This is a genomic window from Pseudomonas sp. H2_A10, assembly GCF_054680085.1.
The window spans coordinates 3,608,065-3,632,228 of sequence record NZ_CP162821.1; the positions used below are offsets into that span (position 1 = coordinate 3,608,065).

General features: G+C 62.9%; 17 protein-coding genes and 1 pseudogene. 9 read left to right on the forward strand and 9 right to left on the reverse strand.

All coding sequences use genetic code 11. The annotated features are described in order from the left end of the window. The first annotated feature begins 72 nt into the window (after positions 1-72). Positions 73-2,169, forward strand: a complete 2,097-nt coding sequence (locus tag AB4O23_RS16820) for a putative bifunctional diguanylate cyclase/phosphodiesterase (RefSeq protein WP_460150203.1) — start codon at positions 73-75, stop codon at positions 2,167-2,169. Between the two features lie 56 nt (positions 2,170-2,225). Then, positions 2,226-2,972 carry an SDR family oxidoreductase gene (locus tag AB4O23_RS16825; RefSeq protein ID WP_017528475.1) on the forward strand — a complete coding sequence of 249 codons (747 nt, stop codon included), beginning with the start codon at positions 2,226-2,228 and terminating at the stop codon, positions 2,970-2,972. 60 nt (positions 2,973-3,032) lie between these two features. On the opposite strand, the gene mapR is transcribed toward AB4O23_RS16825, so the two are convergent. From mapR to AB4O23_RS16840, 3 genes are all read right to left on the reverse strand, one after another. After that, the gene (gene mapR / locus AB4O23_RS16830) at positions 3,033-4,442 is read right to left on the reverse strand and encodes a GntR family transcriptional regulator MpaR (RefSeq protein ID WP_017528474.1); all 1,410 of its coding nucleotides are present in this window, start codon (positions 4,440-4,442) and stop codon (positions 3,033-3,035) included. 157 nt (positions 4,443-4,599) lie between these two features. Then, complete coding sequence (gene ccoG / locus AB4O23_RS16835) at positions 4,600-6,009, reverse strand: cytochrome c oxidase accessory protein CcoG (RefSeq protein ID WP_460084716.1); 1,410 nt, start codon at positions 6,007-6,009, stop codon at positions 4,600-4,602. Positions 6,010-6,193: 184 nt separating this feature from the next. Beyond that, entirely contained in the window at positions 6,194-6,433 is a 240-nt protein-coding gene (locus AB4O23_RS16840; RefSeq protein WP_017528473.1) for a DUF3203 family protein, read from the reverse strand. 121 nt (positions 6,434-6,554) lie between these two features. Between AB4O23_RS16840 and AB4O23_RS16845 the strand changes: the two genes are divergently transcribed. Continuing rightward, positions 6,555-7,049, forward strand: a complete 495-nt coding sequence (locus AB4O23_RS16845) for an MgtC/SapB family protein (RefSeq protein WP_017528472.1) — start codon at positions 6,555-6,557, stop codon at positions 7,047-7,049. Here AB4O23_RS16845 and AB4O23_RS16850 read toward each other — a convergent pair. Next, positions 7,027-7,203 (reverse strand): hypothetical protein, encoded by a 177-nt coding sequence (locus AB4O23_RS16850; RefSeq protein WP_189654382.1) that lies wholly within the window; start codon positions 7,201-7,203, stop codon positions 7,027-7,029. The genes AB4O23_RS16845 and AB4O23_RS16850 overlap by 23 nt on opposite strands. Before the next feature lie 203 nt (positions 7,204-7,406). Between AB4O23_RS16850 and AB4O23_RS16855 the strand changes: the two genes are divergently transcribed. The 4 genes from AB4O23_RS16855 (at position 7,407) to AB4O23_RS16870 (ending at position 16,278) form a co-directional block, all read left to right on the forward strand. Beyond that, a complete protein-coding gene (locus AB4O23_RS16855) occupies positions 7,407-9,395 on the forward strand; it encodes an alpha-1,4-glucan--maltose-1-phosphate maltosyltransferase (RefSeq protein ID WP_068936583.1) in 1,989 nt (662 codons plus the stop codon). Between the two features lie 83 nt (positions 9,396-9,478). Further along, entirely contained in the window at positions 9,479-12,826 is a 3,348-nt protein-coding gene (gene treS, locus AB4O23_RS16860; protein ID WP_137220128.1) for a maltose alpha-D-glucosyltransferase, read from the forward strand. Next, positions 12,823-15,060, forward strand: a complete 2,238-nt coding sequence (gene glgB / locus AB4O23_RS16865) for a 1,4-alpha-glucan branching protein GlgB (RefSeq protein WP_017528469.1) — start codon at positions 12,823-12,825, stop codon at positions 15,058-15,060. Before treS ends, glgB begins: the two co-directional genes overlap by 4 nt. A 51-nt stretch (positions 15,061-15,111) precedes the next feature. Further along, positions 15,112-16,278, forward strand: a complete 1,167-nt coding sequence (locus AB4O23_RS16870) for a GGDEF domain-containing protein (RefSeq protein WP_017528468.1) — start codon at positions 15,112-15,114, stop codon at positions 16,276-16,278. Positions 16,279-16,286: 8 nt separating this feature from the next. Here AB4O23_RS16870 and AB4O23_RS16875 read toward each other — a convergent pair whose 3' ends face one another. The 3 genes from AB4O23_RS16875 to AB4O23_RS16885 all read right to left on the reverse strand — a co-directional run bounded on the left by AB4O23_RS16875 (position 16,287) and on the right by AB4O23_RS16885 (position 20,787). Further along, positions 16,287-18,473 (reverse strand): GAF domain-containing protein, encoded by a 2,187-nt coding sequence (locus tag AB4O23_RS16875; protein WP_068936579.1) that lies wholly within the window; start codon positions 18,471-18,473, stop codon positions 16,287-16,289. Between the two features lie 166 nt (positions 18,474-18,639). Next, positions 18,640-19,491, reverse strand: a complete 852-nt coding sequence (locus AB4O23_RS16880) for a CAP domain-containing protein (RefSeq protein WP_017528466.1) — start codon at positions 19,489-19,491, stop codon at positions 18,640-18,642. Positions 19,492-19,572: 81 nt separating this feature from the next. After that, positions 19,573-20,787, reverse strand: coding sequence for an MFS transporter (locus AB4O23_RS16885; protein ID WP_217855068.1), 1,215 nt, complete (start codon positions 20,785-20,787; stop codon positions 19,573-19,575). A gap of 113 nt (positions 20,788-20,900) precedes the next feature. Here AB4O23_RS16885 and AB4O23_RS16890 point away from each other — a divergent pair, with 113 nt between their 5' ends. Beyond that, complete coding sequence (locus AB4O23_RS16890; protein WP_017528465.1) at positions 20,901-21,782, forward strand: LysR family transcriptional regulator; 882 nt, start codon at positions 20,901-20,903, stop codon at positions 21,780-21,782. A 55-nt stretch (positions 21,783-21,837) separates the two neighbouring features. Further along, positions 21,838-22,515 carry a GNAT family N-acetyltransferase gene (locus AB4O23_RS16895; protein WP_017528464.1) on the forward strand — a complete coding sequence of 226 codons (678 nt, stop codon included), beginning with the start codon at positions 21,838-21,840 and terminating at the stop codon, positions 22,513-22,515. Between the two features lie 40 nt (positions 22,516-22,555). On the opposite strand, the gene AB4O23_RS16900 is transcribed toward AB4O23_RS16895, so the two are convergent. After that, a complete protein-coding gene (locus AB4O23_RS16900) occupies positions 22,556-23,590 on the reverse strand; it encodes a methyl-accepting chemotaxis protein (protein WP_411736591.1) in 1,035 nt (344 codons plus the stop codon). A gap of 258 nt (positions 23,591-23,848) precedes the next feature. Next, positions 23,849-24,121, reverse strand: a pseudogene (locus tag AB4O23_RS16905) (PAS domain-containing protein); the annotation flags it as partial. Positions 24,122-24,164 lie beyond the last annotated feature (43 nt).

Below are 24,164 nucleotides of genomic sequence, written 5' to 3' on the forward strand. Positions count from 1 at the left end.
TTATTCTCGCTACAATCCGCGGCTTTTCCACTTGGCACGGGTGTTTTCAAGCCCGTTGCCCGCGAGAATCCCATGCTTATCGGCAGCTATTCAACCTCCCTCGTCGTGATCTCCCTGTTCGTCGCGATCCTGGCGTCCTATACCGCGCTGGACCTCGCCGGGCGCATCGCGACCGCCACGGGCCGTGCCGTTTACCTGTGGATGGCCGGCGGCGCGTTGGCGATGGGGGTTGGCGTGTGGTCCATGCATTTCATCGGCATGTTGGCGCTGCGCCTGCCGTTTGCCCTGGGCTTTGACATGGGGATAACCGCGCTGTCGTTGTTGATCGCGGTGATCTCCTGCGGCTTTGCACTCTGGCTGGTCAGCCAGCCACGCTTGCCGGCCTGGCAGTTGGCACTTGGCGCCTTGATCATGGGCACCGGCATCGCCAGCATGCACTACACCGGCATGGCCGCGATGCGCATGACGCCGGGCATCGACTACGACCCCACCTTGTTTGGCGCCTCGTTGCTAATCGCGGTGGTGGCGTCGGGTGCCGCGTTGTTGATCGCGTTCAACCTGCGCCGCAACACGCCCTATGTGCGCCTGGCGCGCGGCGGGGCGGCGGTGGTGATGGGGTTTGCCATCGTCGGCATGCATTACACCGGTATGGCGGCGGCACGCTTTGCCGATGAAAGCTATTGCGCCGCCGCGCTGGATGGCTTGACCGGCAAGGGCCTGGATAACCTGGTGCTGGTGACGACCCTGGCGGTGCTCGCCATTGCCTTGTTGACATCGCTGCTCGACGCACGCCTGGAGGCCCGCACCGCAGTGCTCGCCGACTCCCTGAGCCAAGCCAACCAGGAACTGACCCACTTGGCGCTGCACGACATGCTCACCGGCCTGCCCAACCGCACCTTGCTCGCCGACCGAATTCAACAGGCCATACAGGCGGTCAAGGAGCAGGGCGGTTGCTTTGCGCTGATGTTCATCGACCTGGACGGCTTCAAACCGGTCAACGATGCCTTTGGTCACCATTTGGGCGACCAGTTGCTGCGCGAAGTCGGCCTGCGCCTGCGCGAAGACCTGCGCAGCCACGATACACTGGCCCGTATCGGCGGTGATGAGTTTGTGCTGCTGGTGCAACTCACGCAGCCGGACGATGCCCTGGGTCTTGCCGAGCGTCAGGTGGTGTTGATCAACCGGGTGTTCCAGGTGGCTGAGCATGAGTTGAAAATCTCCGCGAGCGTCGGCATCGCGATGTTCCCGGGCAACGGTAATAGCCCGCAGGAACTGCTGATGAACGCCGACGCCGCGATGTACCACGCCAAGGGCATGGGCAAAAACGGCTACAGCTTCTTCGATGTCTCGATGAACACTAACGCGCGCAAGCAATTGCAGTTGTTGCAGGACCTGCGCACGGCGGTTGAGCAGCAACAGTTTCGCCTGTACTACCAACCCAAGTTCGACGCAGTCAGCGGTCTCCCGGTGGGGGCCGAAGCGTTGCTGCGTTGGGAGCACCCGCTGCAAGGCCTGTTGTTGCCAGCGGTATTTATCGAGCTGGCGGAAAAGACCGGTTTGATCATTCCCATCGGTGAATGGGTGCTCAATGAAGCCTGTCGCCAAATGAGCCTGTGGTACGCCCAGGGCTATGAAAACTGGCGCATCGCCGTGAACTTGTCGGCGCTGCAGTTTTGTCACGCCGAGCTGGTCAACAGCGTGGCCACGGCCTTGGGTCGCCACCGGTTACCGGCCAACAACCTGACGCTGGAGATCACCGAGACCACCGCCATGAGCGATGCCGATGCAAGCATGATGGTGTTGCAACAGCTCTCGGACATGGGCGTCGACCTGTCCATCGATGATTTCGGCACCGGTTATTCCAGCCTGATGTACCTCAAGCGCCTGCCGGCCAATGAACTGAAGATCGACCGTGGTTTTGTGCGTGACCTGGAGCACGACAGCGACGACGCGGCAATCGTCTCGGCCATCGTCGCCCTCGGCCAGGCCCTTGGGCTACGCATTGTTGCCGAGGGGGTGGAAACCGATATGCAGCAGCGTTTCCTTACGCGCCTGGGGTGTAACTCGCTGCAAGGTTACCTGTTGGGCCACCCGTTGCCGACCGAAGGCTTCATGGCGGATATTCGGCGCGCCGAAGCGACGCAGGAGCCTGACAAACGCGATACATGACGGGTATTCTTGGATCCGATCCTATACACATCAGGTTGAATCAGGAGATCGCACGCATGGACAAAGTCGTCATCATCACCGGGGGCAGTCGGGGGATTGGCGCCGAGACGGCGTTACTGGCCGCTCGCCAAGGCTATCGCATCTGTATCAACTTCCAATCGGACGAAGACGCCGCCCATCGTGTGCTCGAACAGGTTCGTGCGCTTGGCGCCCAGGCGATTGCCGTGCGCGCCGATGTGAGCATCGAGGATGAAGTGATTGCGTTGTTCCATCGTGTCGACGCCGAATTGGGCCGCGTCACGGCACTGGTCAACAATGCCGGCACCGTGGGCCACAAATCGCGGGTCGATGAGATGTCTGAATTCCGCATCCTTAAAATCATGAAGACCAACGTGCTGGGGCCGATCCTGTGTGCCAAGCACGCGGTACTGCGCATGTCGCCCAGGCATGGCGGGCAGGGCGGTAGCATTGTCAACGTGTCTTCGGTGGCGGCGCGCCTCGGTTCGCCGGGTGAATACGTCGACTATGCGGCCTCCAAGGGCGCACTCGATACCTTCACCATTGGTTTGGCCAAGGAAGTCGCGGGCGAGGGCATTCGCGTGAATGCGGTGCGCCCCGGCTATATCTTTACCGACTTCCATGCCCTGAGCGGTGACCCCGACCGCGTCAGCAAACTGGAGTCCGGTATCCCCATGGCCCGTGGCGGGCGACCGGATGAAGTGGCGGAGGCGATTATCTGGTTGTTGTCGGACAAGGCTTCTTATGCCACCGGTACTTTTCTGGACCTGGGCGGCGGCCGTTGAGTCGATAGCCAACGCTGTGCAAGGGCATGCCGCCTGGCTTTTGCCCTGCACCGGTGGCCATTAGAACGAACGCACAATCCGTCCCAGCGTCTCCATCGCCTTCTCCGACGCCTCGGTCCATGGGCTGCCATAGTTCAAACGAATGCAATTGCGAAAGCGCCGGGTCGCCGAAAAGATCGGGCCCGGCGCAATGCTGATGCCTTGGGCCAGGGCCATCTGGAATAACTTCAGCGAGTCGGTCTGTTCCGGCAATTCCAACCATAGGAAATAGCCGCCGGCCGGTTGGCTGACGCGGGTCTGCGCCGGGAAGTACCGGGCGATGGCGGCGAGCATGGCGCTTTGTTGTTCTTCCAGAGCATAGCGCAGTTTGCGCAAGTGCCGGTCATAGCCGCCATGTTGCAGGTAGTCGGCGATCGCGGCCTGGGCCGGCATCGAGGGGCATAACGAGGTCATCAACTTCAGGCGCTCGACCTTTTGCGCGTAACGCCCGGCCGCCACCCAGCCGACGCGATAACCCGGCGCGAGGCTCTTGGCAAACGAGCCGCAGTGCATCACCAGGCCCTCGGTATCAAAGGCCTTGGCCGGCTTGGGTGCCTGTTGCCCGTAATACAGCTCGGCGTACACATCGTCCTCGATCAGCGGTACCTGATGGCTGCGCAGCAGTTCCACCAATGCCTGTTTCTTGGCTTCCGGCAAGGTGGCGCCCATGGGGTTCTGGAAACTGGTCATGGTCCAGCAGGCCTTGATCGGGTAGCGTTCCAGGGTTTGTGCCAAGGCGTTAAGGTCGATGCCGTCGCGCGGGTGCACGGGGATCTCCACCGCCTTGAGCTTCAAGCGTTCCAGTACTTGCAGGCAGGCGTAGAACGCCGGGGCTTCGATGGCCACCAGGTCGCCGGGTTCGGTGACGGCTTGCAGGCACAGGTTCAGCGCTTCCAGGGCACCGTTGGTGATCAGCAGTTCTTCCATCGGCAGCATCAGGCCACCGACCATATAGCGCAGGGCAATTTGCCGACGCAGCTGCGGGTTGCCGGGCGACATGTCGGTGACCACCAGCCGTGGGTCCATTTCACGGCTCGCGCTGGCCAGGGAGCGGGCCAGGCGTGGCAGCGGGAACAGCATAGGGCTGGGAAACGCCGAGCCGAACGGCACGGTGTTGGGGTCTTTGATCGAGTCGAGTACCGAGAACACCAACTCGCTCACATCCACCTCGGTGGACTCATGCACCTGCTCGCTCACCACCGGCTCGGAAAACGGGCTTGGCGCATGGGTGTTGACGAAGTAGCCGGAACGCGGCCGCGCACGGATCAGGCCTCGGCGCTCCAGCAGGTAATACGCCTGGAACACCGTGGACGGGCTGACGCCGTAGGTCTGGCTGGCATAACGCACCGACGGCACGCGCTGGCCGGGCCCGAGGACGCCGGAGCGGATCAGTTCTGCGATGTCGTCGGCGAATTTTTCGTAGCGTTTCATGAGTGGCCTTGAACAGATTTTTCAGTCGGTACACAGGGTAAAGTGTGGGAGTGGGCTTGCTCCCGATAGGGTGTAACCGTCAGCAGAATCGGTGCTGACCCACCGCTATCGGGAGCAAGCCCCCTCCCATATGAGTCTGCCTTTCTCCAGATAAATTTCAGCGGTTCAGCGGTGCGACAAACCGGCTTTCGGCTGCCGTATGGATCCACGGTTCATCCACATCCGTCACCTTGAACCGCAGAGTCTGCGAACTGCTCGCCGGTGTATCCGCCAGCAACGCCACCGACACCGGCACATCCACAATTTCCCCCGGCGCCAGGCTGATCCGGGTGTTGCCTTGCAGTTGGAACCCCTCGGCCTCCACCAGCGCCAAGCGGTAGTCCTGGCGTTGTTGGGTCTTGTTGATGACCTTGAGGCTGTAGATGTTCTCGATCAGGCCCTGGGCGTTCTCCCGGAACAGACCCCGGTCCTTGGTCACGTCCAGCGACACCATCGGCCGCTCCACCAACGCCACGACCAGCGCGGCAATCATCATCAGCAGCACGGCACTGTAGCCGATCAGGCGCGGTCGCAGCAGCTGGGTCTTGCCCCCTTGCAACTGATGCTCGCTGGTATAGCTCACCAGGCCGCGGGCGTAGCCCATTTTGTCCATGATCGAATCACAGGCATCGATGCACGCCGCGCAACCGATGCATTCCATTTGCAGGCCGTCGCGGATGTCGATGCCGGTGGGGCACACCTGTACGCACAATTGGCAGTCGATGCAATCACCCAGGCCGACCTCGGACGGCATCACTTCACGTTTGCGCGGGCCACGGCGCTCGCCTCGGGCGCTGTCGTAGGAGATGGTGAGGGTGTCTTTATCGAACATCACGCTCTGGAACCGCGCATACGGGCACATGTGCATGCACACCGCTTCACGCAGCCAGCCGGCATTGATGTAGGTGGCCGCGGTAAAAAACAGCACCCAAAACAAGCTGACGCCGCCCAACTGCCAGGTCAGCAATTCGCCCGCCAGCGGGCGAATCGGTGTGAAGTAGCCGACGAACGTCAGCCCGGTCAGCACGCTGATGCCCAGCCATAAGATGTGTTTGGCCGAGCGCCGCGCCAGCTTGTTCAGGCTCCAGGGCGCGGCGTGCAGTTTGATGCGTTGGTTGCGTTCGCCTTCGGTGACTTTCTCGCACCACATGAACAGCCAGGTGAACGAGCTTTGCGGGCAGGTGTAGCCGCACCAGACACGGCCGGCAAACACCGTGATCGCAAACAGGCCGAACGCGCAGATGATCAGCAGCGCCGACAGCAGGATGAAATCCTGGGGCCAGAACGTGGCCCCAAAAATGTGGAATTTACTCTCGACCAAGTCCCACAGCACGGCCTGGCGTCCCCCCCAGTTCAGCCACACGGTGCCGAAAAACGCCAGGAACAGCAGGCCCGCACCCGCCACGCGCAAGGTGCGGAACAGGCCGGTGAAGCTGCGGGTATGGATCAAGTTGTCGCCGGGTTTGGCCTTCACCTTCTTTGGGTGCAGGGGCTCAAAGGTTTCCACGGTTGGGATTCGTTCGCTCATGGTCGTTCGCTCATCAGCCTCCATCAGGCCAATCAACTATGAGCGCCGGTCTGTTTGCAGAACAGACTCAGGTATGGCGATTAAAAGCGGATCAGATGCGCCGGTGGGCACCCTCTGTGACAACTTGCTGCACCCCAGGCCGCCTGCGGTACAGCAATAGTGAACATAGGCTGATACAGGTCAGCTAAATCGCCGAACCAGGCTCGGTGGCTTTCTTATGCCGGCGCCCATCGGTGGCACCGGCCACTGTCAGGGCATCGGCTTGCTGCTCAGTGATGTAAACCTTGTCACCGTTCACGTCGACATAGGACATGGCCTTGGCGATGTCCGTATTCACCGTCACCGCGGTCGCTGGCAGGCGCTGTTCCTGGCCGTCGTCGTTGACCGTGAAATAGCACGTTTGATTTTCGATACGTACGGGCATGGTGATCTCCTTTTCATGGGGTGGTGATGCTTAGGCCCCCGCCCAGGGCCGGGTGTTCCAGGCAACTGACTGGCGGTCGCGGTTGTCCATGCTTTACCAACAATGACAAAGGACGATGCTGATGGACGCTTGGTGGCATGAAGTGTGGCTGACGCTGCAGGCCGAATTTGCCGACCTTGGCGACGCCCGGCAGCTCACGCAAATCACCGTACGCTTGCTGATCGCCGCCTTGCTGGGTGGCATTCTTGGCTTTGAACGCGAGCACAAGGGCAAGGCCGCCGGCGTGCGCACCCATATGCTGGTGGCAATGGGCGCCGCATTGTTTGTGATGGTGCCGCAGATGTCGGGCAACCAGGCGGATGCCATGAGCCGAGTCGTGCAGGGGGTGATTGCCGGGATCGGCTTTCTGGGCGCCGGCACCATTCTTAAAGGCAAGGAAGATGAAGAAGGTCAACACGTAAAGGGGCTGACCACTGCCGCCGGCTTATGGATGACCGCCGCCATTGGTGTGGCGGCGGGGTTGGGCCGTGAATCGACGGCGGTGCTCAGCACCTTGTTGGCGCTTGCGGTGTTCAGCGTGATGCCGATGATCGTCAAGCGGCTGGACAAGGACTGACGATCACTGGCGGCATGGTCGCCGGCGGCTCTTGCACCGGTGGCGGCGGGTTTTCCGGAGGTTCTTTCTCGGGGATCGGCTCGGGTTCGGTGGGCGGCAGTGTCGGGTTATCGATATTCGGGTCAGGCGTCTCAGCCGGGATCGGGATATTCATCGGTGTGGCCTCCTTTGTGCTTTGCTCTAGCGGTGGACAACCACGGGGCAGGTTTGATTCCCGCTCAGTGGCGGCACATTCACCTGAACTTTTGACTGGCGCTCGCGCTCGGACCTATAGCGGCCCGTTCAGGGAAAACGCGGCCGGTTGAACAATTCGGATCAAGCAAAGAGCGTCCATAGGGCGTAAGGGGAAGATGCTCGATGACTGCTGAAACACAGGTTCCAGACGACGCCTTGTTACCGCTGTCCCAGGCGCTGTTGCTGCCCAGGATCGCAATCGAAAGCACCATGCCGGTGATCGACGGCGGCGAATTTGCCGTCAAGGCCGTGGTTGGCCAACGGGTCAACGTCACCAGCAAGGTGTTCGCCGACGGCCACGACAAGCTCGCCGTACTGGTCCGCTGGCGTGCGCTCAAGGACGAGAGCTGGCACAGCGTGGTGATGACTGACGTGGGTAACAATGGCTGGGAGGGCGCGTTTACCGTCACCGCTGTTGGGCCGCACGAGTATTGCATCGAAGCCTGGATCGATACCTTCGCCAGCTTTTGCTATGAACTGCGCAAAAAGCATGAGGCCGGCGTGCCGGTCAGCCTGGAGTTGCAGGAAGGCCGCAGCCTGGTATTGCAGGCCGCCGAGCGCAGTGACAATGAACTGCGCGACCGCCTGATGTTGCTGCACCATGAACTCTCCGGCCTGCTGGAAACCGAGCAGGTCGCGCTGTTCCTGCACGAAGACAGTGCACACCTGATGACCCAGGCCGACCACCGCGCTTACTTGAGTGTCAGCACCCTGTACCCGGTGGATGTGGAGCGCGAACGCGCGCAATTCGCCAGCTGGTACGAGCTGTTTCCGCGCTCGATCACCGACGATCCCGCGCGCCACGGCACCTTCAACGATGTGCATGCGCGCCTGCCGATGATCCACGACATGGGCTTTGACGTGCTGTACTTCCCGCCGATCCACCCCATCGGCCGCAGCCATCGCAAGGGCAAGAACAACGCGCTGACCGCAGGCCCCGACGATCCCGGCAGCCCTTACGCGATTGGCAGCGAGGAGGGCGGCCACGAGGCCATCCACCCGCAACTGGGCAGCCGCGAAGACTTCCGTCGACTGGTCAAAGCCGCCGCCGAGCATGGCCTGGAAATCGCCCTGGACTTCGCCATCCAGTGCTCCCAGGACCATCCATGGCTCAAGCAGCACCCGGGCTGGTTCAACTGGCGTCCGGACGGCACGATCAAATACGCGGAAAACCCACCCAAGAAGTATCAGGACATCGTCAACGTCGATTTCTACGCGGCCGATGCCATTCCGGGCTTATGGACAGAACTGCGCGACATCGTGGTGGGCTGGGTGGAAGAGGGCGTGAAGACCTTTCGCGTCGACAACCCTCACACCAAGCCGCTGCCGTTCTGGCAATGGTTGATCAGCGACGTGCGCGCCAAGCACCCGGAGGTGATCTTCCTCGCCGAGGCCTTCACCACCCCGGCGATGATGGCGCGTCTGGGCAAGGTCGGTTATTCCCAGAGCTACACCTATTTCACCTGGCGCAACACCAAGGCTGAGTTGAGCGAGTATTTCACCCAGTTGAACCAGTCGCCGTGGCGTGAGTGCTACCGCCCGAACTTCTTCGTCAATACACCGGATATCAACCCCGGCTTCCTGCACGAGTCCGGGCGCGCGGGCTTTTTGATCCGCGCCGCGCTGGCCACCCTGGGCTCGGGCCTGTGGGGCATGTATTCAGGGTTCGAATTGTGCGAAGCCGCGCCGGTACCGGGCAAAGAGGAATACCTGGACTCGGAGAAATACGAGATCCGCCCACGGGACTTCACCGCGCCGGGCAACATCATTGCCGAAATCGCCCAGCTCAACCGCATCCGCCGGCAGAACCCGGCATTGCACACGCACCTGGGGCTCAAGCTGTACAACGCGTGGAACGACAACATCCTGTACTTCGGCAAGCGCAGCGAGGACGGCAGCAACTTCATCCTGGTGGCGGTCAACCTGGACCCGTTCAATGCCCAGGAGGCGCATTTTGAATTGCCGCTGTGGGAGATGGGCCTGCCGGACGATGCCCACACCCAGGGCGAGGACCTGATGAACGGCCATCGCTGGACGTGGTATGGCAAGACCCAGTGGACGCGGCTGGAGCCGCAAATGCCGTTTGGGGTTTGGCGCATCACTGCTTCCTGAGTCTTGCGCACATCACATGTGGGAGGGAGCAAGCCCCTTCCCACATTGACTGCATTCTGCCTGCTGAATTTCAGGAGTTTCCAATGGCGAAGAAACCCAAGGCTGCCACCTTTATCAAAGACCCGCTCTGGTACAAGGACGCGGTGATCTACCAGGTTCACGTCAAATCCTATTTCGACTCCAACAACGACGGCATCGGCGACTTTCCCGGCCTGATCGCCAAGCTCGACTACATCGCCGACCTGGGCGTGAACACCATCTGGCTGCTGCCGTTCTACCCCTCGCCCCGTCGCGATGACGGCTACGACATTGCCGAATATCGCGGCGTGCACAGCGACTACGGGACCCTCGCCGATGCCAAGCGCTTTATTGCCGAAGCCCACAAACGCGGGCTGCGGGTGATCACCGAGCTGGTGATCAACCACACGTCCGACCAGCACCCCTGGTTCCAGCGCGCGCGCAAGGCCAAGCCCGGCTCGGCCGCGCGGGACTTCTACGTGTGGTCCGATGACGACCAGAAATACGACGGCACCCGCATCATCTTCCTCGATACCGAAAAGTCCAACTGGACCTGGGACCCGGTCGCCGGCCAGTACTTCTGGCACCGTTTCTATTCCCACCAGCCCGACCTCAATTTCGATAACCCGCAAGTCATGAAGGCCGTGCTGTCGGTGATGCGCTACTGGTTGGACATGGGTATTGACGGCCTGCGCCTGGACGCCATTCCGTACCTGATCGAGCGCGACGGCACCAACAACGAAAACCTGGCCGAAACCCACGACGTGCTCAAGCAGATCCGTGCCGAGATCGACGCCAATTACCCGGACCGCATGCTGCTCGCCGAAGCCAACCAGTGGCCCGAAGACACACAGCTGTATTTCGGCGATCGCAAGGGCGACGACGGCGACGAATGCCACATGGCCTTCCACTTCCCGCTGATGCCGCGCATGTACATGGCGCTGGCCCAGGAAGATCGCTTCCCGATCACCGATATCCTGCGGCAAACGCCGGAGATCCCCGCTAACTGTCAATGGGCGATTTTCCTGCGCAACCACGATGAACTGACCCTGGAAATGGTCACCGACAAAGAGCGCGATTACCTGTGGAATTACTACGCCGCCGACCGCCGCGCGCGGATCAACCTGGGGATTCGCCGGCGCCTGGCGCCCTTGCTGGAGCGCGACCGCCGCCGCGTGGAGTTGCTCAACAGCCTGCTGCTGTCGATGCCGGGCACGCCGACCCTGTATTACGGCGATGAAATCGGCATGGGCGACAATATCTACCTGGGCGACCGTGATGGCGTGCGCACGCCCATGCAGTGGTCCATCGACCGCAACGGCGGGTTCTCCCGCGCCGACCCGGCCAGCCTGGTGCTGCCGCCGATCATGGACCCGCTCTACGGCTACCTGTCGGTCAACGTCGAGACCCAGACCCAAGACCCACATTCGCTGCTCAACTGGAACCGACGCATGCTGGCGGTGCGCAAGCAATCCAAGGCATTCGGCCGTGGCAGCTTGAAAATGCTCTCGCCGACCAACCGCCGCATCCTGGCGTATACCCGCGAGTACACCGGCGAGGATGGGCACACCGAGATCATCCTGTGCGTGGCCAACGTGTCCCGCAGTGCCCAGGCGGCTGAGTTGGACCTGTCGGCGTTCGCCGGCATGGTGCCGGTGGAGATGCTCGGCGGTAACGCCTTCCCACCGATCGGCCAACTGAATTTCCTGCTGACCCTGGCGCCGTACGGCTTCTACTGGTTTGTACTGGCGGCGGAAAACCGTATGCCCAGCTGGCATGTGGAGCCGGCGCAAAGCATTCCCGATTTCACCACTCTGGTATTGAAAAAACGCATGGAAGAACTGCTTGAAGAACCTGGCCGCACCACCCTTGAGCAAACGTCGTTGCCGGCCTGGCTGCCCAAGCGGCGTTGGTTTGCCGGCAAGGACGTGGCCATCGACAGCGTCCGCATTGTCTACGGCGTACGGTTTGGCGACCCGCAGCATCCGGTGTTGCTCAGCGAGCTGGAGGTGAGCGCCGCCGGGCAGGTCAGTCGTTACCAGTTGCCGTTCGGTTTCCTGGCTGAAGACCAGTTCACCAGCGCCTTGCCCCAACAACTGGCCCTGGCCCGCGTGCGGCGTACGCGCCAGGTAGGGCTGGTGACCGACGCCTTCAGCCTGGAGCACTTTGTGCGCGCGGTGATCCAGGGCCTGCAAGCCGGCACGGTGTTGAATTCCAGCGACGGCGACCTGCGCTTTGAGGCCACGCCCCACTTGGCCGCGCTGCCACTGAGCGACGAAACGCCGGTGCGCTATTTGTCGGCCGAGCAGTCCAACAGCTCGGTGGTGGTGGGGGAGTGCCTGGTACTCAAGTTGATCCGCAAGGTCAGTGCCGGCGTACACCCGGAGCTGGAGATGAGCGCCTACCTGACCGCCGCCGATTACCCGAATATCTCGCCGCTGATGGGCGCCGTGATCCGTCGCGATGCCAATGGCGAAGACAACCTGCTGATGATCGCCCAGGGCTACCTGAGCAACCAGGGCGACGCCTGGAGCTGGACCCAGAACAACCTCGAACGCGCGATTCGCGACGAACTGGCCGAGGCCATTTCCGAGCAGGAACAGCACTACAACGCGCTGGGCGAACTGGCGGACTTTGCCGGCCTGCTCGGCCGGCGCCTGGGCGAGATGCACCTGGTGCTCGGGGCGAAAACCGCCAACAAGGACTTCCAGCCTGAGGTCACGACCGCCAAGGACACCCAAGCCTGGAGCAAGGATGTCGGTGCCCAGATCGACCGCGCCCTGCATCTGCTCAAGCTGCAGCAAAACCAATTGAACCCGGCGGATCAGGCGTTGGTCACTGATTTGTTGGCGCACAAAAAAGCCATCCGCGAGCACGTCCAGGCGTTGGCCAAGGCCACCTTGGGCGGGCTGCGTATTCGCGTCCACGGTGATTTGCATCTGGGCCAGGTGTTGGTGGTGAAGGGTGATGCTTACCTGATCGACTTCGAAGGCGAGCCGGCCAGGCCGCTGCATGAGCGTCGCGGCAAGCACAGCCCGTACAAAGACGTGAGCGGTGTACTGCGCTCGTTCGATTACGCGGCGGCCATGGCCCTCAATGAGCAGGGCGCGGATCACTCCGAACAGGCCGACCAGGCACGCAAGCGCGTGACTGATCGCTACCTGAAAGAAGCACGCCTGGCATTTATCCAGGCTTATCAGGCGGCTACGTCTACACTGGCGCATGACTGGCAGGATGCCAAAGGCCAGGACGCCGCGCTGACGTTGTTTGGCCTGGAGAAGGCCGCGTACGAAGTGGCCTACGAGGCGGAAAATCGCCCGACCTGGTTGCCGGTGCCGTTACAGGGCCTGCATAACCTGTTGAGCGAGTTGTTACCTAAATCCAAGCATGCACGCGGTGGGGAGACGTCATGAGTTTTACATATAAAGAACCGCTGCAGCCCAAGCTGACGGCAATGCCGGCGTCCAGGGACGTCGATGCGCTGGTGCGCGCCGAGCACCATGACCCGTTCTCTATTCTCGGGCCACACGATGATGAGCAGGGCGGGCAATTTATCCGCGCGTTCCTGCCGGAGGCCCTGAGCGTTCACGTACTGGCGCGCGACAGTGGTGAGCCGATCGGCAGCCTGGATGCCACCCAGGTGCCGGGTTTGTTTGTCGGGCACTTCAACCATCGCCAGGCGTACCTGCTGAAGATCCAGTGGGCCGGTGGCGAGCAGATCACCGAAGACCCGTACAGTTTCAGTCAGTTGCTGCTGGGCGAGATGGACCTGTACCTGTTTGCCGAAGGCAACCATCGCGACCTCAGCAGTTGCCTGGGCGCCCAGGTGGCTAACGTCGATGGTGTGGACGGGGTGCGTTTTGCCGTGTGGGCACCGAATGCGCGGCGCGTGTCGGTGGTGGGCGACTTCAATATCTGGGACGGTCGCCGCCACCCGATGCGCCTGCGCCATCCCTCCGGCGTGTGGGAAATCTTTATCCCGCGCCTGCAACCGGGTGCGGCTTACAAATACGAGATCCTCGGCGCCAACGGCATCCTGCCGCTCAAGGCCGACCCCATGGCGCTGGCCACCCAGCTGCCGCCGGACACCGCGTCGAAAGTCGCGCCGCCTTTGCGGGTGGACTGGCAAGACCACGAATGGATGCAGTCACGCGGCGAAAAACAGAAGTCCACGGCGCCGCTGTCGATCTATGAATTGCACGTCGGTTCCTGGCAGTGCGAGCTGGATGAGGCCGGTGAAGTGGCCCGGCAATATGGCTGGCGCGAGCTGGCCGAACGGCTTGTTCCCTATGTGCAGCAACTGGGCTTCACCCATATCGAACTGATGCCGATCATGGAGCACCCGTTTGGCGGCTCGTGGGGCTATCAAGCGTTGTCGCAGTTTGCCCCGAGCGCGCGTTTTGGCTCGCCGGAAGATTTCGCGTATTTCGTCAACGCGCTGCACCAGGCCGATATCGGCGTGATCCTCGACTGGGTGCCGGCGCATTTCCCTACCGATACCCACGGCCTGGCGCAGTTCGACGGCACCGCGCTGTACGAATACGCCAACCCGCTGGAAGGCTTTCACCAGGACTGGGACACGCTGATCTACAACCTGGGCCGCACCGAGGTGCACGGCTTTATGCTGGCTTCGGCGTTGCACTGGCTCAAGCACTTCCACGTCGACGGCCTGCGCGTTGATGCGGTGGCCTCGATGCTGTATCGCGACTATTCGCGCAAGGCCGGCGAATGGGTGCCCAACCGTCATGGCGGGCGCGAGAATCTGGAAGCCATCGATTTTCTGCGGCACTTGAACGACGTCGTGGCGCTGGAGGCCCCCGGTGCGCTGGTGATCGCCGAGGAGTCCACGGCCTGGCCCGGCGTGAGCCAGCCCACCCAACAGGGCGGCCTGGGGTTCAATTACAAATGGAACATGGGCTGGATGCACGACTCCCTGCATTACATCCAGCAAGACCCGGTGTACCGCGCCCATCACCATAACGAGCTGAGCTTCGGCCTGGTCTATGCCTGGTCCGAGCGCTTTATCCTGCCGATCTCCCACGATGAAGTGGTGCACGGCAAGCACTCGCTGATCGACAAGATGCCGGGCGACCGCTGGCAGAAGTTTGCCAACCTGCGTGCCTACCTGGCGTTCATGTGGATGCACCCCGGCAAGAAGCTGCTGTTCATGGGCTGCGAGTTCGGCCAGTGGCGTGAGTGGAACCACGACCAGCAACTGGATTGGTACCTGTTGCAGTACCAGGAACACCAGGGCGTGCAAAAACTGGTGGGTGACTTGAACCGCCTGTACCGCGAGGAGCCTGCGTTGCACGAACAGGACGATGCGCCCCAGGGCTTCCAGTGGCTGATCGGCGATGACGCGATCAACAGCGTCTATGCCTGGCTGCGCTGGAGCAAGGACGGCAAGCCGGTACTGGTGGTGGCCAACTTCACCCCGGTGCCGCGCGAAGCCTACGCCGTGGGTGTGCCGTTTGCCGGGCGCTGGAGCGAGGTGATCAACAGTGATGCGGACACCTATGCCGGCTCCAATTTCGGCAACGGTGGCGAAGTGTTCACCCAGGACGAGCCGCGCCATGGTCAGCCGGTGTCGTTGTCGCTGAACTTGCCGCCGCTGGGGGTATTGATTCTGCGGCCTGAAGCGCGTTGAAGGCTCTGCTGTGAGGGATTCGGTTGTCCGCGGTGCTGGCAGGGTGCCACAATGGCACCTTTGTCGCGGCAGTCGAATCAGGCGAATTTCATGAATGGCCTTGGGCGTGAGCAGGACCAGGATTGCTTTATAGAAGAGCAGGTGCGCACCGACCGTCTGCACCAACTGTTTCGGCAGTCATTTGCGGCCATTTTCGGCAGTTATCTGGCGGCAGCGATGCTCTGCTGGCTGTGCTGGGATCGCTTCGACCACACCGTCATGCTGGGCTGGTTGGTGCTGCTGACGGCCTCGTCGATGCTGCGGATCAAGATGTTCATGGACTGGTTTCGCTGCCCCAACAGCGAACGCACGCCGGACCGCTGGGAGCGCCGCTACTGGATCACCCTGACGCTCTCGGCCAGTATCTGGGGCGCCGGCGCGTTTGCGGTGATGCCCGCCGATGACCGTTTGTCCCAAGTGCTGGTGATGCTGTTCACCGTGGGCATGTCGGTGAGCGCGGTCTCGTGCTATTCGGCCTATCGCAACATGACGCTGTTGTCGATTGCGCTGGTGCTGCTGCCCTGTACGGTGTGGCTGCTGTTCCAGCCGTCCTCGATGCAGGTGGGGGTAGCGATCGCGGTGTTGGTGTTCAGCACGTTTGTGGTCAGCGCTACACGCAAACTCTCCGATGCCCTGGAAAAAGCCTTTCGCCTGACCCGGCAAATGGAGCGTGCCCACAATATTTCCACGCGTGCGGCCCAAACCGACGAGCTGACCGGCTTGATGAATCGCCGCGCGTTTTTCGAACATGCGCACCTGTTGTACGCACAGTGCCGCCATCACCAGCAACCCTTGTGTGCGTTGATGATGGACATGGACCATTTCAAGCAGATCAACGATACCTACGGGCACCAGGCCGGTGACCAGGTGCTGCGCCAGATTGGCGGGGTGATCAGCGCATCGTTCCGCAAGGCCGATGTGTACGGCCGCCTGGGGGGCGAAGAGTTTGCCGTGCTGTTGCCCAACACCACCTTGGAAACCGCGCGGGAGATTGCCGAACAACTGGTCAAGGCCATCTCCGGCCTGGCCTGCGACCCGGTGCATGGGCTCAGCGCCAGTTTGGGAGTGGCCTTCGCCAATGCGTTGGATCAAGACCTGCACGGCTTGATGAATACGGCGGACAAGGCGCTGTACCGGGCCAAGGCCCAAGGCCGCAACCAAGTGGCACTGGCGGAGTAGGGCGCCGTTCAGTCCTTGCAGATGGCCTTGGTCAACACCCGCGAGACCTGCTCGGCGGAGTACGGTTTGGCGAGAAACTCGAACCCTTCGTAGCCGCTGTCGGCCAGCTCTTCGCTGTAGCCCGAGGTGAGCACCACGGGCAGGTCGGCACGGCGCCGGCGCAGCAGTTTGGCCATGGCCACGCCGGTGATGCCGGGCATTACCACATCCGAGAAGACCACATCGAACGCCATGGCATCCTGGCCCGCGAGGGTCAGCGCCTGCTCGCCATCGGTGGCCCAGGTGGTCTGGTAGCCCAGGTCTTGCAGAATCTGGGTGGCAAACCGCCCGACTTCGAGGTTGTCCTCCACGATCAACACGCGGCACTGGGCGGTATTGTGGGCGGGCGCCGGGGGTTCCTGCGGGATGGCATGCCGCGATGCCAGCGCTTCTACCTGCGGCAGGTACAACGTGAACACGCTGCCTTCGCCGAGGGTGCTGGCCACGTCGATATTGCCGCCGGACTGCTTGGCAAAGCCGAACACCTGGGACAGGCCCAGCCCGGTACCTTTGCCCACGGCCTTGGTGGTAAAGAACGGCTCGAATATGCGCTCGATGGTTTGCGGCGCAATGCCTTGGCCGGTATCGGCCAGCGAGACGGCGATATACGGCTGGCCGGCCCCCGCATCGCCACGGATGCTCGGCAGCGGCTGCCCGCCGACGACCCGCAACGTCAGCGTGCCCTGGCCGCCCATGGCATCGCGGGCATTGAGGGCCATGTTGATCAGCGCGGTTTCAAATTGGCTGGAATCGACCCGTGCGAAGCAGGCATGCGAGGGCAGCTCGACCTGTACGTGAATGCGCGCCCCGGTGACGCTTTCGAGCATCTCGCCGATATTCCGCACCTGCTGGCCCACGTCGAAGACTTCCGGGTTGAGCGGTTGGCGGCGGGCAAAGGCGAGCAGTTGGCTGGTCAATTTACTGGCCCGCTCCACCGTGTCGGACACCGCACTCATGTAGCGTTGGCGCCGATCTTCGGGCAGGCCCGGCTGGCGCAAAAAGTCCACCGATGAGCGAATGATTGTCAGCAGGTTGTTGAAGTCATGGGCCACGCCACCGGTCAATTGACCGATGGCTTCAAGTTTCTGCGACTGGCGCAACGCGGCTTCGGCCTGGGCCAACGCAACGGTGCGCTCTTGCACGCGCTGTTCCAGGGTCCTGTTCAGTTCGGCAAAGGCGGCCAGGCCTTGGCGCACGTCGGCGTCAGCGCGCACCCGCTCGATATGCGCCCAGGAACGCTCGGTGACCTCGCGCAGCAAGGCCAGGTCGTAAGGTGACCAGGTCCGAGGTGAGTGGTTGTGTACAGCCATCAAGGCGGTCAGGCGGCCGTTTTTGATCAGCGGCATGCAGAGGGTGGCGCTGACGCCCAGGGCCCGGAAGCTGGCAGATTCCGCGGCAGGCAATTCGCGCAGGTTGTCCTGGATCACCAGCGGTTCGCCGGCCTTCAGGCTGGTCACGGCGCGTTCCCCGAACGCTGCCAGGCTGTAGCGCCCAACGATGTTCGGCGAACCTGGGGCAGCCCAATTGTCGCGGATGGTGAAGCCGTCCTCGTCGGCGTCCATGTCGGCGTAGGCGCAGTTGCTCACGCGCAGGTGTTCGGCCAGCAGACGGGTGGTGCTGGCCATGATGGCTTCGGCATCGGCGGCATTGACCACGGCGTGACCGATGGCATCGAGCACCGCCAGGCGCCGGGTGAGGAATACGGTGGCGGTGGTTTCGGTCACCGTATCAAGCATGCCCACCACGGCGCCCTGTGGGTCGCGGATCGGGCTGTAGCAGAAGGTGAAGTAAGCCTGCTCCTGCGCCTGGCCGCGTTCGATCACCAGCGGGAAATTCTCGATATACGTGGCGTGGCCTTGGAAGGCAGCGTCGCAAATGGGGCTGATCTCAGCCCATGCCTCGCTCCACACTTCGCTGAAGGTGCGCCCGAGTGCGTAGGGTTTGTTACCGAGGATTGGCGTAAAGGCGTCGTTGTACAGCGTGATCAACTGCGGCCCCCAGACAATCGCCTGGGGAAAGCTCGAAGCGAAACACAGTGCCACGGTGGTTTTGAGCACATCCGGCCACTGCTCCAGCGGCCCCAGGGGCGTACCGGCCCAATCATGCTGACGCACGCGTTCAGCCATTTCGCTGCTGCTTTGCAGCCAATTCATCATTGGGAGAACACCTTTAACCAGAATCCACAGCGCGCTTGAATGCCCGGCGCAAAGCTACAGACCCGTGCCGACGCTGTCAGTTCAGCGCGAATATCCGCGAGCGGGCGGCTGGCTGCTCTATGCGTTTGAGCAGGCCGGGCCGCCCGCCGGGTGTTGGCCCAGCCCGTTATTGCGTGCCGAACAGACCGGTCCAGTAGATGCCCGCATCGCTCTTGGGGTCCATCGCATACGCGGCGCCCAGTTCACGAAATTGCGGGTTCATCAGGTTGGCGCAGTGACCGGGGCTGGCGAGCCAGCCATCGACGACTTTGCGTGGGGTATCCAGGCCGGCGGCAATATTTTCGCCGATGTTCTTCGCGATGTACCCGGCCAGTTCGGCGCGGTCGCCAGGGGTGCGGCCGTCGTGGTCCAGGTGGTCGAAGAAGTTGCCGTTGGCCATGTTTCGGGTATGGCTGTTGGCGGCGCTGGCCAGGGTGTCGTTCCACGACAGCGGCGTGGTGGCGCTGAATGCCTGGGCGCCGCATTGGCGGGGTTGGACGCGGGCGGTGTTGATCAGGTCCAGCAGTTTCCTGCCTTCGGTTTGCCAGTCGCCCAGGCCGCTCGATAGCAGCGGGCGGGCCAGCACGATGCGCCAGTCCTGGCCGCTGTTGCTCACGCCGATGTCGACGAATTGCGGGTCCAGCACCACCCGGCAGAAGCTTTCGCGCACGGCCTTCATGGCGGCCTGGGCATCCTTGGGGCCGGAGAGGCTGATGGCCTGCACATTCACCATCGGGTAAGCGGCGCGGGCCAGGGCCTGCTGCAAATCGCCGACGTTGTTGGCCGGGAGCACCAGCCGCGTGTCGCTGGCCAACGGTGGCAGTTCCTGGGAACCCTGGTCACCGCAGCGCTGCACCTGGCTGCGGTATTGGTTGATCTGTTGTACCAACTGACTTTCTTCATTCGCCATCGCGCTGGCGCAGAACACCGTACTGGCGGCCAGCGTCGTGAGGCCCATCATCAATGACAGAACGCGCATGGACGTTACCCTTGAGCTTGAAAGTGCCCATGATGCGCGATGTAACCCGGTCTGGCGCAACGCCTTTTTTGTTTTTTTGCCTCAACGGGTGTTCTGCACGCCGTTCGCCGCACAGGTGTGGCCCCATGCCATCGCCATGGCGACCAGGATCAAGCCGACGGCCACGGCGAAGGTGGCGTGCAAGCCATGCGTCACCGCCTGCGGCGCGGCGTGGGTGACGTTGGGGGTGACCCAGGCGAACACCGCGCCCAGGGCCGAGGTGCCGACAATCAGGCCCAGATTGCGCGACAGGTTGAGCAAACCGGAGATTGTCCCCCGGCGTGCGGCCTCCACATCGCTCATGACGCCTGTGTTATTGGCGGCCTGGAACAGGCTGTAACCCGTGGTCAGGATCATCAGCGCGGCCAGGTAGGCAATCAACCCCGAAGTCAACGACAGCAGCAGCGCGCCACACAGCAGAATGCCCAGCCCGGCGCGTGTCATGCGCTGGCTGCCGAGGCGGTCGGTGAGGCGGCCGGCGGGTACGCCGGTGAGCGCCGCGACGCACGGCCCGACGGCCAGCGCCAGGCCCATCCACTCAGGGCCCAGGCCCAGGCCGCGGGACAGGTAAAACGGCCCGACCACAAAGGTGGCCATGATCACGGCGGCGATCAACGTGCTCATTGCCAGGCCTGTGCGCAGCGCTGCATCGTTGAGCGGCGCCCAGAGGCTCAACCGCGCGGCTGACTGCGTGCCGTGCCGATCCGGCGGCAGGCAGCGCCACGCCAGCGCCACCGCCAGCAGCCCCAGGGGCATGCCCGCCAGGAATAACGCGCGCCAGCTCCACAGGCTGAGCAGCATCCCACCCACGCTGGGCCCCATGGCGGTGCCCACGGCCGACACGGTGCCGAGCAAGCCCATCGCCCGGCCGGTGCGCTCTTTGGTGACGGTATCGCCGACCATGCCCAGGGCCATCGCCATCATGCTCGCCGCGCCCAGCCCTTGCAGGACCCGCGCGGCGATCAACGCATTCAGCGACGGCGCCACGGCGCATACGCCGCAGGCGAAAGTAAACAACAGCAACCCGCCCAGCAGCAGGCGGCGGCGCCCGAGGCGATCACCCAGGCGGCCGGCATTGACGATGACGGCCGTGATCGCCAGCAGGTAGGCCAACACCACCCACTGCACCGCGTGAAACGACGCATCGAACGCCAGCGCCAGGCTGGGAAGGCCGACATTGGCGATGCTGGTGCCGAGGGACGCCAGCAACATGGACAACGACAGGCTGACGAGACCGCCGCGTGGGGAGGAGGGCATGGGAGATTCCTTGAGTGACTGCAACTGTCACAACTCTACGGCGTGGCCTAACATGGCGGAAGGCGCATGGTTTGCACTCAATACCTGCATATGACGCCTGCCAAGGAGCGCTGATGCCCGATCTGAATCTGCTGATCACCCTGGATGTGCTGCTCGCCGAAGGCAGCGTTGCCGGCGCAGCCAAGCGCCTGGGCCTGAGTGCCTCGGCCATGAGCCGTGCGCTGGCGCGTCTGCGCGACACCACCGGCGACCCGCTGCTGGTGCGTGCCGGTCGTGGCCTGGTGCCAACCCCGCGAGCGCTGGAGTTGCGCGAACAGGTCAGCCGTCTGGTGCAGGACGCACACGCCGTGTTGCGCCCGACGTTGAGCCTGGATATGCATCAGGTAGAGCGCACCTTCACCCTGCGCACCAGTGAAGAGTTCGTCGAGCACGTGGGCCCGGCGTTGCTCGCGCGTATCGCCCAAGAGGCGCCTGGGGTGCGCCTGCGCTTCGTCAACAAGACCGACAAGGACAGCGCCTTGCTGCGCGATGGCCGGGTGGATCTGGAAACGGGTGTGGTCGACCCCGCCGCCAGCCCCGAAGTGTTGACCCAGGCGCTGTTTCGCGACCGCTTGATCGGCGTGGTGCGCAAGGGCCATCCCCTTAGCCGGGGCGCCATCAGCGCACAGCGTTTTGCCGAGGGCCGGCACGTCTACGTCTCGCGTCGCGGGCAGGACCGTGGTCAGATCGACGCTGCGCTCGAGCGCTTGGGCTTCACGCGACAGATCACCAGCATCGTTGCCGGCTTCTCCACGGCCATGGCCCTGGCACGCGACAGCGACTTGATCGCCAGCGTGCCCGAGCGCTACACCGCCCACCGCCACGACCTGTTCTGCTTTGCACTGCCGGTCAGCTTGCCGACCTTCACCGTGGCGATGCTCTGGCACCCACGGCTGGACGCGGACCTCGCCCATCGTTGGCTGCGTGGCTGCTTGCGTGAGGTGTGTGGGCAATAACCCCTGCGCAACAGGTACAATCGCCGCCGCCTTGACGCGAAACCCAGGAATTTGCATGTTCAGCCTTACCCGCTACACCACGCCGTGCCCCGAGACCATCAATGGCCAGATCCTGCAACTGGTGGTGGACAACCTCACCGACATCAGTAGCGTGGCGCTGCCGCCGAGCAACCTGCTCTACAACATCTACCAGTATGCGATTGGCTTTGAAGTGCACCTGTACCTGGAGGCGCTGAAGGGCGACAAGGGCATTGCAGTGGAACTGATCGTCGCCACCGATGCGCAGGATGCCGAGCGGGTTCTCGGCTTTTTGTTGTGCTTGCCGGTCAAGGATGATCCCCAGGCGTGCGGCATTGCCTTTATGGCGGTGCAGGCCGGTTGCCGCCGACAGGGCGTGGCGCGGGGCATGATGCAGGACGTGCTCGCGCGCTACCCCCATGCCGAACTGGCCTGTGCGGTGGAAAAGGTCGCGGCCTTCGAAGCCATGGGTTTTCAAGTACGCGCTGCGCGCGGCACCCAAGTGCTGATGAACACCCGCGACTACGCCACCGATGGCTTGATGGGCGTGCTGGATGTCGCGCCGATCTACAGCTCGCTGGAGGTGCGCCAGATCCACACCTACCTGCTGCAGAAACACGGCAAGCGCGCCATGGTGGACGCTGAGAAACAGCGGGATCGGCACCTGGATCAGTTGACGCGTAAAGCCCGGTTGTTCGTGCAGTCTCGCGGTTGAGCGCGTCTGGTCAACGCGCTCAAGCCCCGTCGCGTTTTACTCAGCGATTGAAACGTTCTACCAGCGCATATTGAGTGGCGGCGGTGTTGGTCAGCTCTTTGCTCAACCCGGTGGATTGATGGGCTTGCAGCGAGGTCTGGTCGGCCAACTCGGCGATGGTGGTGATGTTGCGGCTGATCTCCTCGGCGACGGCACTTTGTTCTTCGGTGGCGGCGGCGATCTGGGTGGTCATCTCCGTAATGTGCGACACCGCTTCGCTGATGCCCACCAACGCCTGATCCGCTTCCAGCACCCAGGCCACGCCTTCCTGGGCCTGGCGTTGGCCGTTTTCCATGCTGAGCACGGCATTGTTGGAAGACGCTTGCAATTGGGTGATCAGGGCGTGGATCTGCGTCGTGGACTGCGAGGTGCGCTGTGCCAGTTGGCGCACTTCATCGGCCACCACGGCAAAGCCACGGCCTTGTTCGCCCGCGCGGGCGGCTTCGATGGCGGCGTTGAGCGCCAGCAGGTTGGTCTGATCGGCGATGCCTTTGATCACGTCCACCACGCTGCCGATTTCATCGCTGTCGCGGGCCAGTTGCGCCACGGTGGCGCCCGTCTCGCCGACCACGGTAGACAATCGCTCGATGGCCTCGCGGGTATCGCGCGCCACTTCGCGGCCGCGGCCGGTCAGCACATTGGCTTGCTGGGTGGCGTCGGCGGTACGTTGCACATGGCTCGCGACTTCCTGGGTGGTGGCCGCCATCTGGTTGACCGCCGCCGAGACCTGTTCGGTTTCGACGCGCTGACGGTCAAGGCCCCTGGAACTGGCGGTCGCCAATTGATCGGATTGCCCGGCCAGCGCGCTGAGTTGTTCGGCACTGTCCTGTAGGCGCGTGAGGCAGGTTTTCAGGCGTGCATGCTGGCTGAGGAATGCTGTTTCCAACCGCGCTTGAGGGCCGCGTGCGTCGCTGTACATCTGGGCGATCAAGGCATCCGACGTCGAGGGTTCGACCCCCTCCAACAAACGCAAGGTGCTGCCTTGGCGCCAGCGTGCGCAGAGCATGCCCACCGGTACCGCGACGGCCACCGCCACGGCGATGGCGGCCGGTGCGCTGAGGAACAGCCCGCCGAGGGCGCCGGCAACACCGGTGACGGCATAGGGCGCGCAGCCTAAAAGCGCCGGCAGCCAGGCATCCTGCAGCGAAACGCCGGATTTGCCTTGGCCCAGGCGTCGATACAGCGCCTGGGCGCGACGGATTTCGTCGGCGCTGGGCTTGACCCGCACCGACTCGAAACCCACCACCCGGCTGCCTTCGAAGATCGGCGTAACGTACGCGTTGACCCAGTAATGGTCGCCGTTTTTCGAGCGGTTCTTGACGATCCCCATCCACGGCAGGCCTTTTTTCAGCGCACTCCACATGTGCGCAAAGACGGCCGGGGGTACGTCGGGGTGACGCACGATGTTCTGCGGGGCGCCGATCAGGTCGGCTCGTTCAAAGCCACTGATCTCGACAAAAGCATCGTTACAGTAGGTGATGCCACCCTGCGTATCGGTGGCAGAGATAAGTTTTTGCGATGGTGCGAGTGAAATTTCGCGTTGTGTTACCGGCTGGTTATTGCGCATTCCGACTACTCCCTGGTTGCACCCAGTGCATCGGCACTAACCG

What these genes read in the sequence shown, in the direction of transcription:
- treS (WP_137220128.1), top strand. Translation starts at nt 9,479, where the DNA reads ATGGCGAAGAAACCCAAGGCTGCCACCTTTATCAAAGACCCGCTCTGG.
- AB4O23_RS16880 (WP_017528466.1), bottom strand. Translation starts at nt 19,491, where the DNA reads ATGCGCGTTCTGTCATTGATGATGGGCCTCACGACGCTGGCCGCCAGT.
- AB4O23_RS16870 (WP_017528468.1), top strand. Translation starts at nt 15,112, where the DNA reads ATGGCACCTTTGTCGCGGCAGTCGAATCAGGCGAATTTCATGAATGGC.
- mapR (WP_017528474.1), bottom strand. Translation starts at nt 4,442, where the DNA reads ATGAAACGCTACGAAAAATTCGCCGACGACATCGCAGAACTGATCCGC.
- AB4O23_RS16875 (WP_068936579.1), bottom strand. Translation starts at nt 18,473, where the DNA reads ATGATGAATTGGCTGCAAAGCAGCAGCGAAATGGCTGAACGCGTGCGT.
- AB4O23_RS16820 (WP_460150203.1), top strand. Translation starts at nt 73, where the DNA reads ATGCTTATCGGCAGCTATTCAACCTCCCTCGTCGTGATCTCCCTGTTC.
- AB4O23_RS16845 (WP_017528472.1), top strand. Translation starts at nt 6,555, where the DNA reads ATGGACGCTTGGTGGCATGAAGTGTGGCTGACGCTGCAGGCCGAATTT.
- AB4O23_RS16890 (WP_017528465.1), top strand. Translation starts at nt 20,901, where the DNA reads ATGCCCGATCTGAATCTGCTGATCACCCTGGATGTGCTGCTCGCCGAA.
- AB4O23_RS16855 (WP_068936583.1), top strand. Translation starts at nt 7,407, where the DNA reads ATGACTGCTGAAACACAGGTTCCAGACGACGCCTTGTTACCGCTGTCC.
- AB4O23_RS16850 (WP_189654382.1), bottom strand. Translation starts at nt 7,203, where the DNA reads ATGAATATCCCGATCCCGGCTGAGACGCCTGACCCGAATATCGATAAC.
- AB4O23_RS16885 (WP_217855068.1), bottom strand. Translation starts at nt 20,787, where the DNA reads ATGCCCTCCTCCCCACGCGGCGGTCTCGTCAGCCTGTCGTTGTCCATG.
- glgB (WP_017528469.1), top strand. Translation starts at nt 12,823, where the DNA reads ATGAGTTTTACATATAAAGAACCGCTGCAGCCCAAGCTGACGGCAATG.
- AB4O23_RS16840 (WP_017528473.1), bottom strand. Translation starts at nt 6,433, where the DNA reads ATGCCCGTACGTATCGAAAATCAAACGTGCTATTTCACGGTCAACGAC.
- ccoG (WP_460084716.1), bottom strand. Translation starts at nt 6,009, where the DNA reads ATGAGCGAACGAATCCCAACCGTGGAAACCTTTGAGCCCCTGCACCCA.
- AB4O23_RS16895 (WP_017528464.1), top strand. Translation starts at nt 21,838, where the DNA reads ATGTTCAGCCTTACCCGCTACACCACGCCGTGCCCCGAGACCATCAAT.
- AB4O23_RS16825 (WP_017528475.1), top strand. Translation starts at nt 2,226, where the DNA reads ATGGACAAAGTCGTCATCATCACCGGGGGCAGTCGGGGGATTGGCGCC.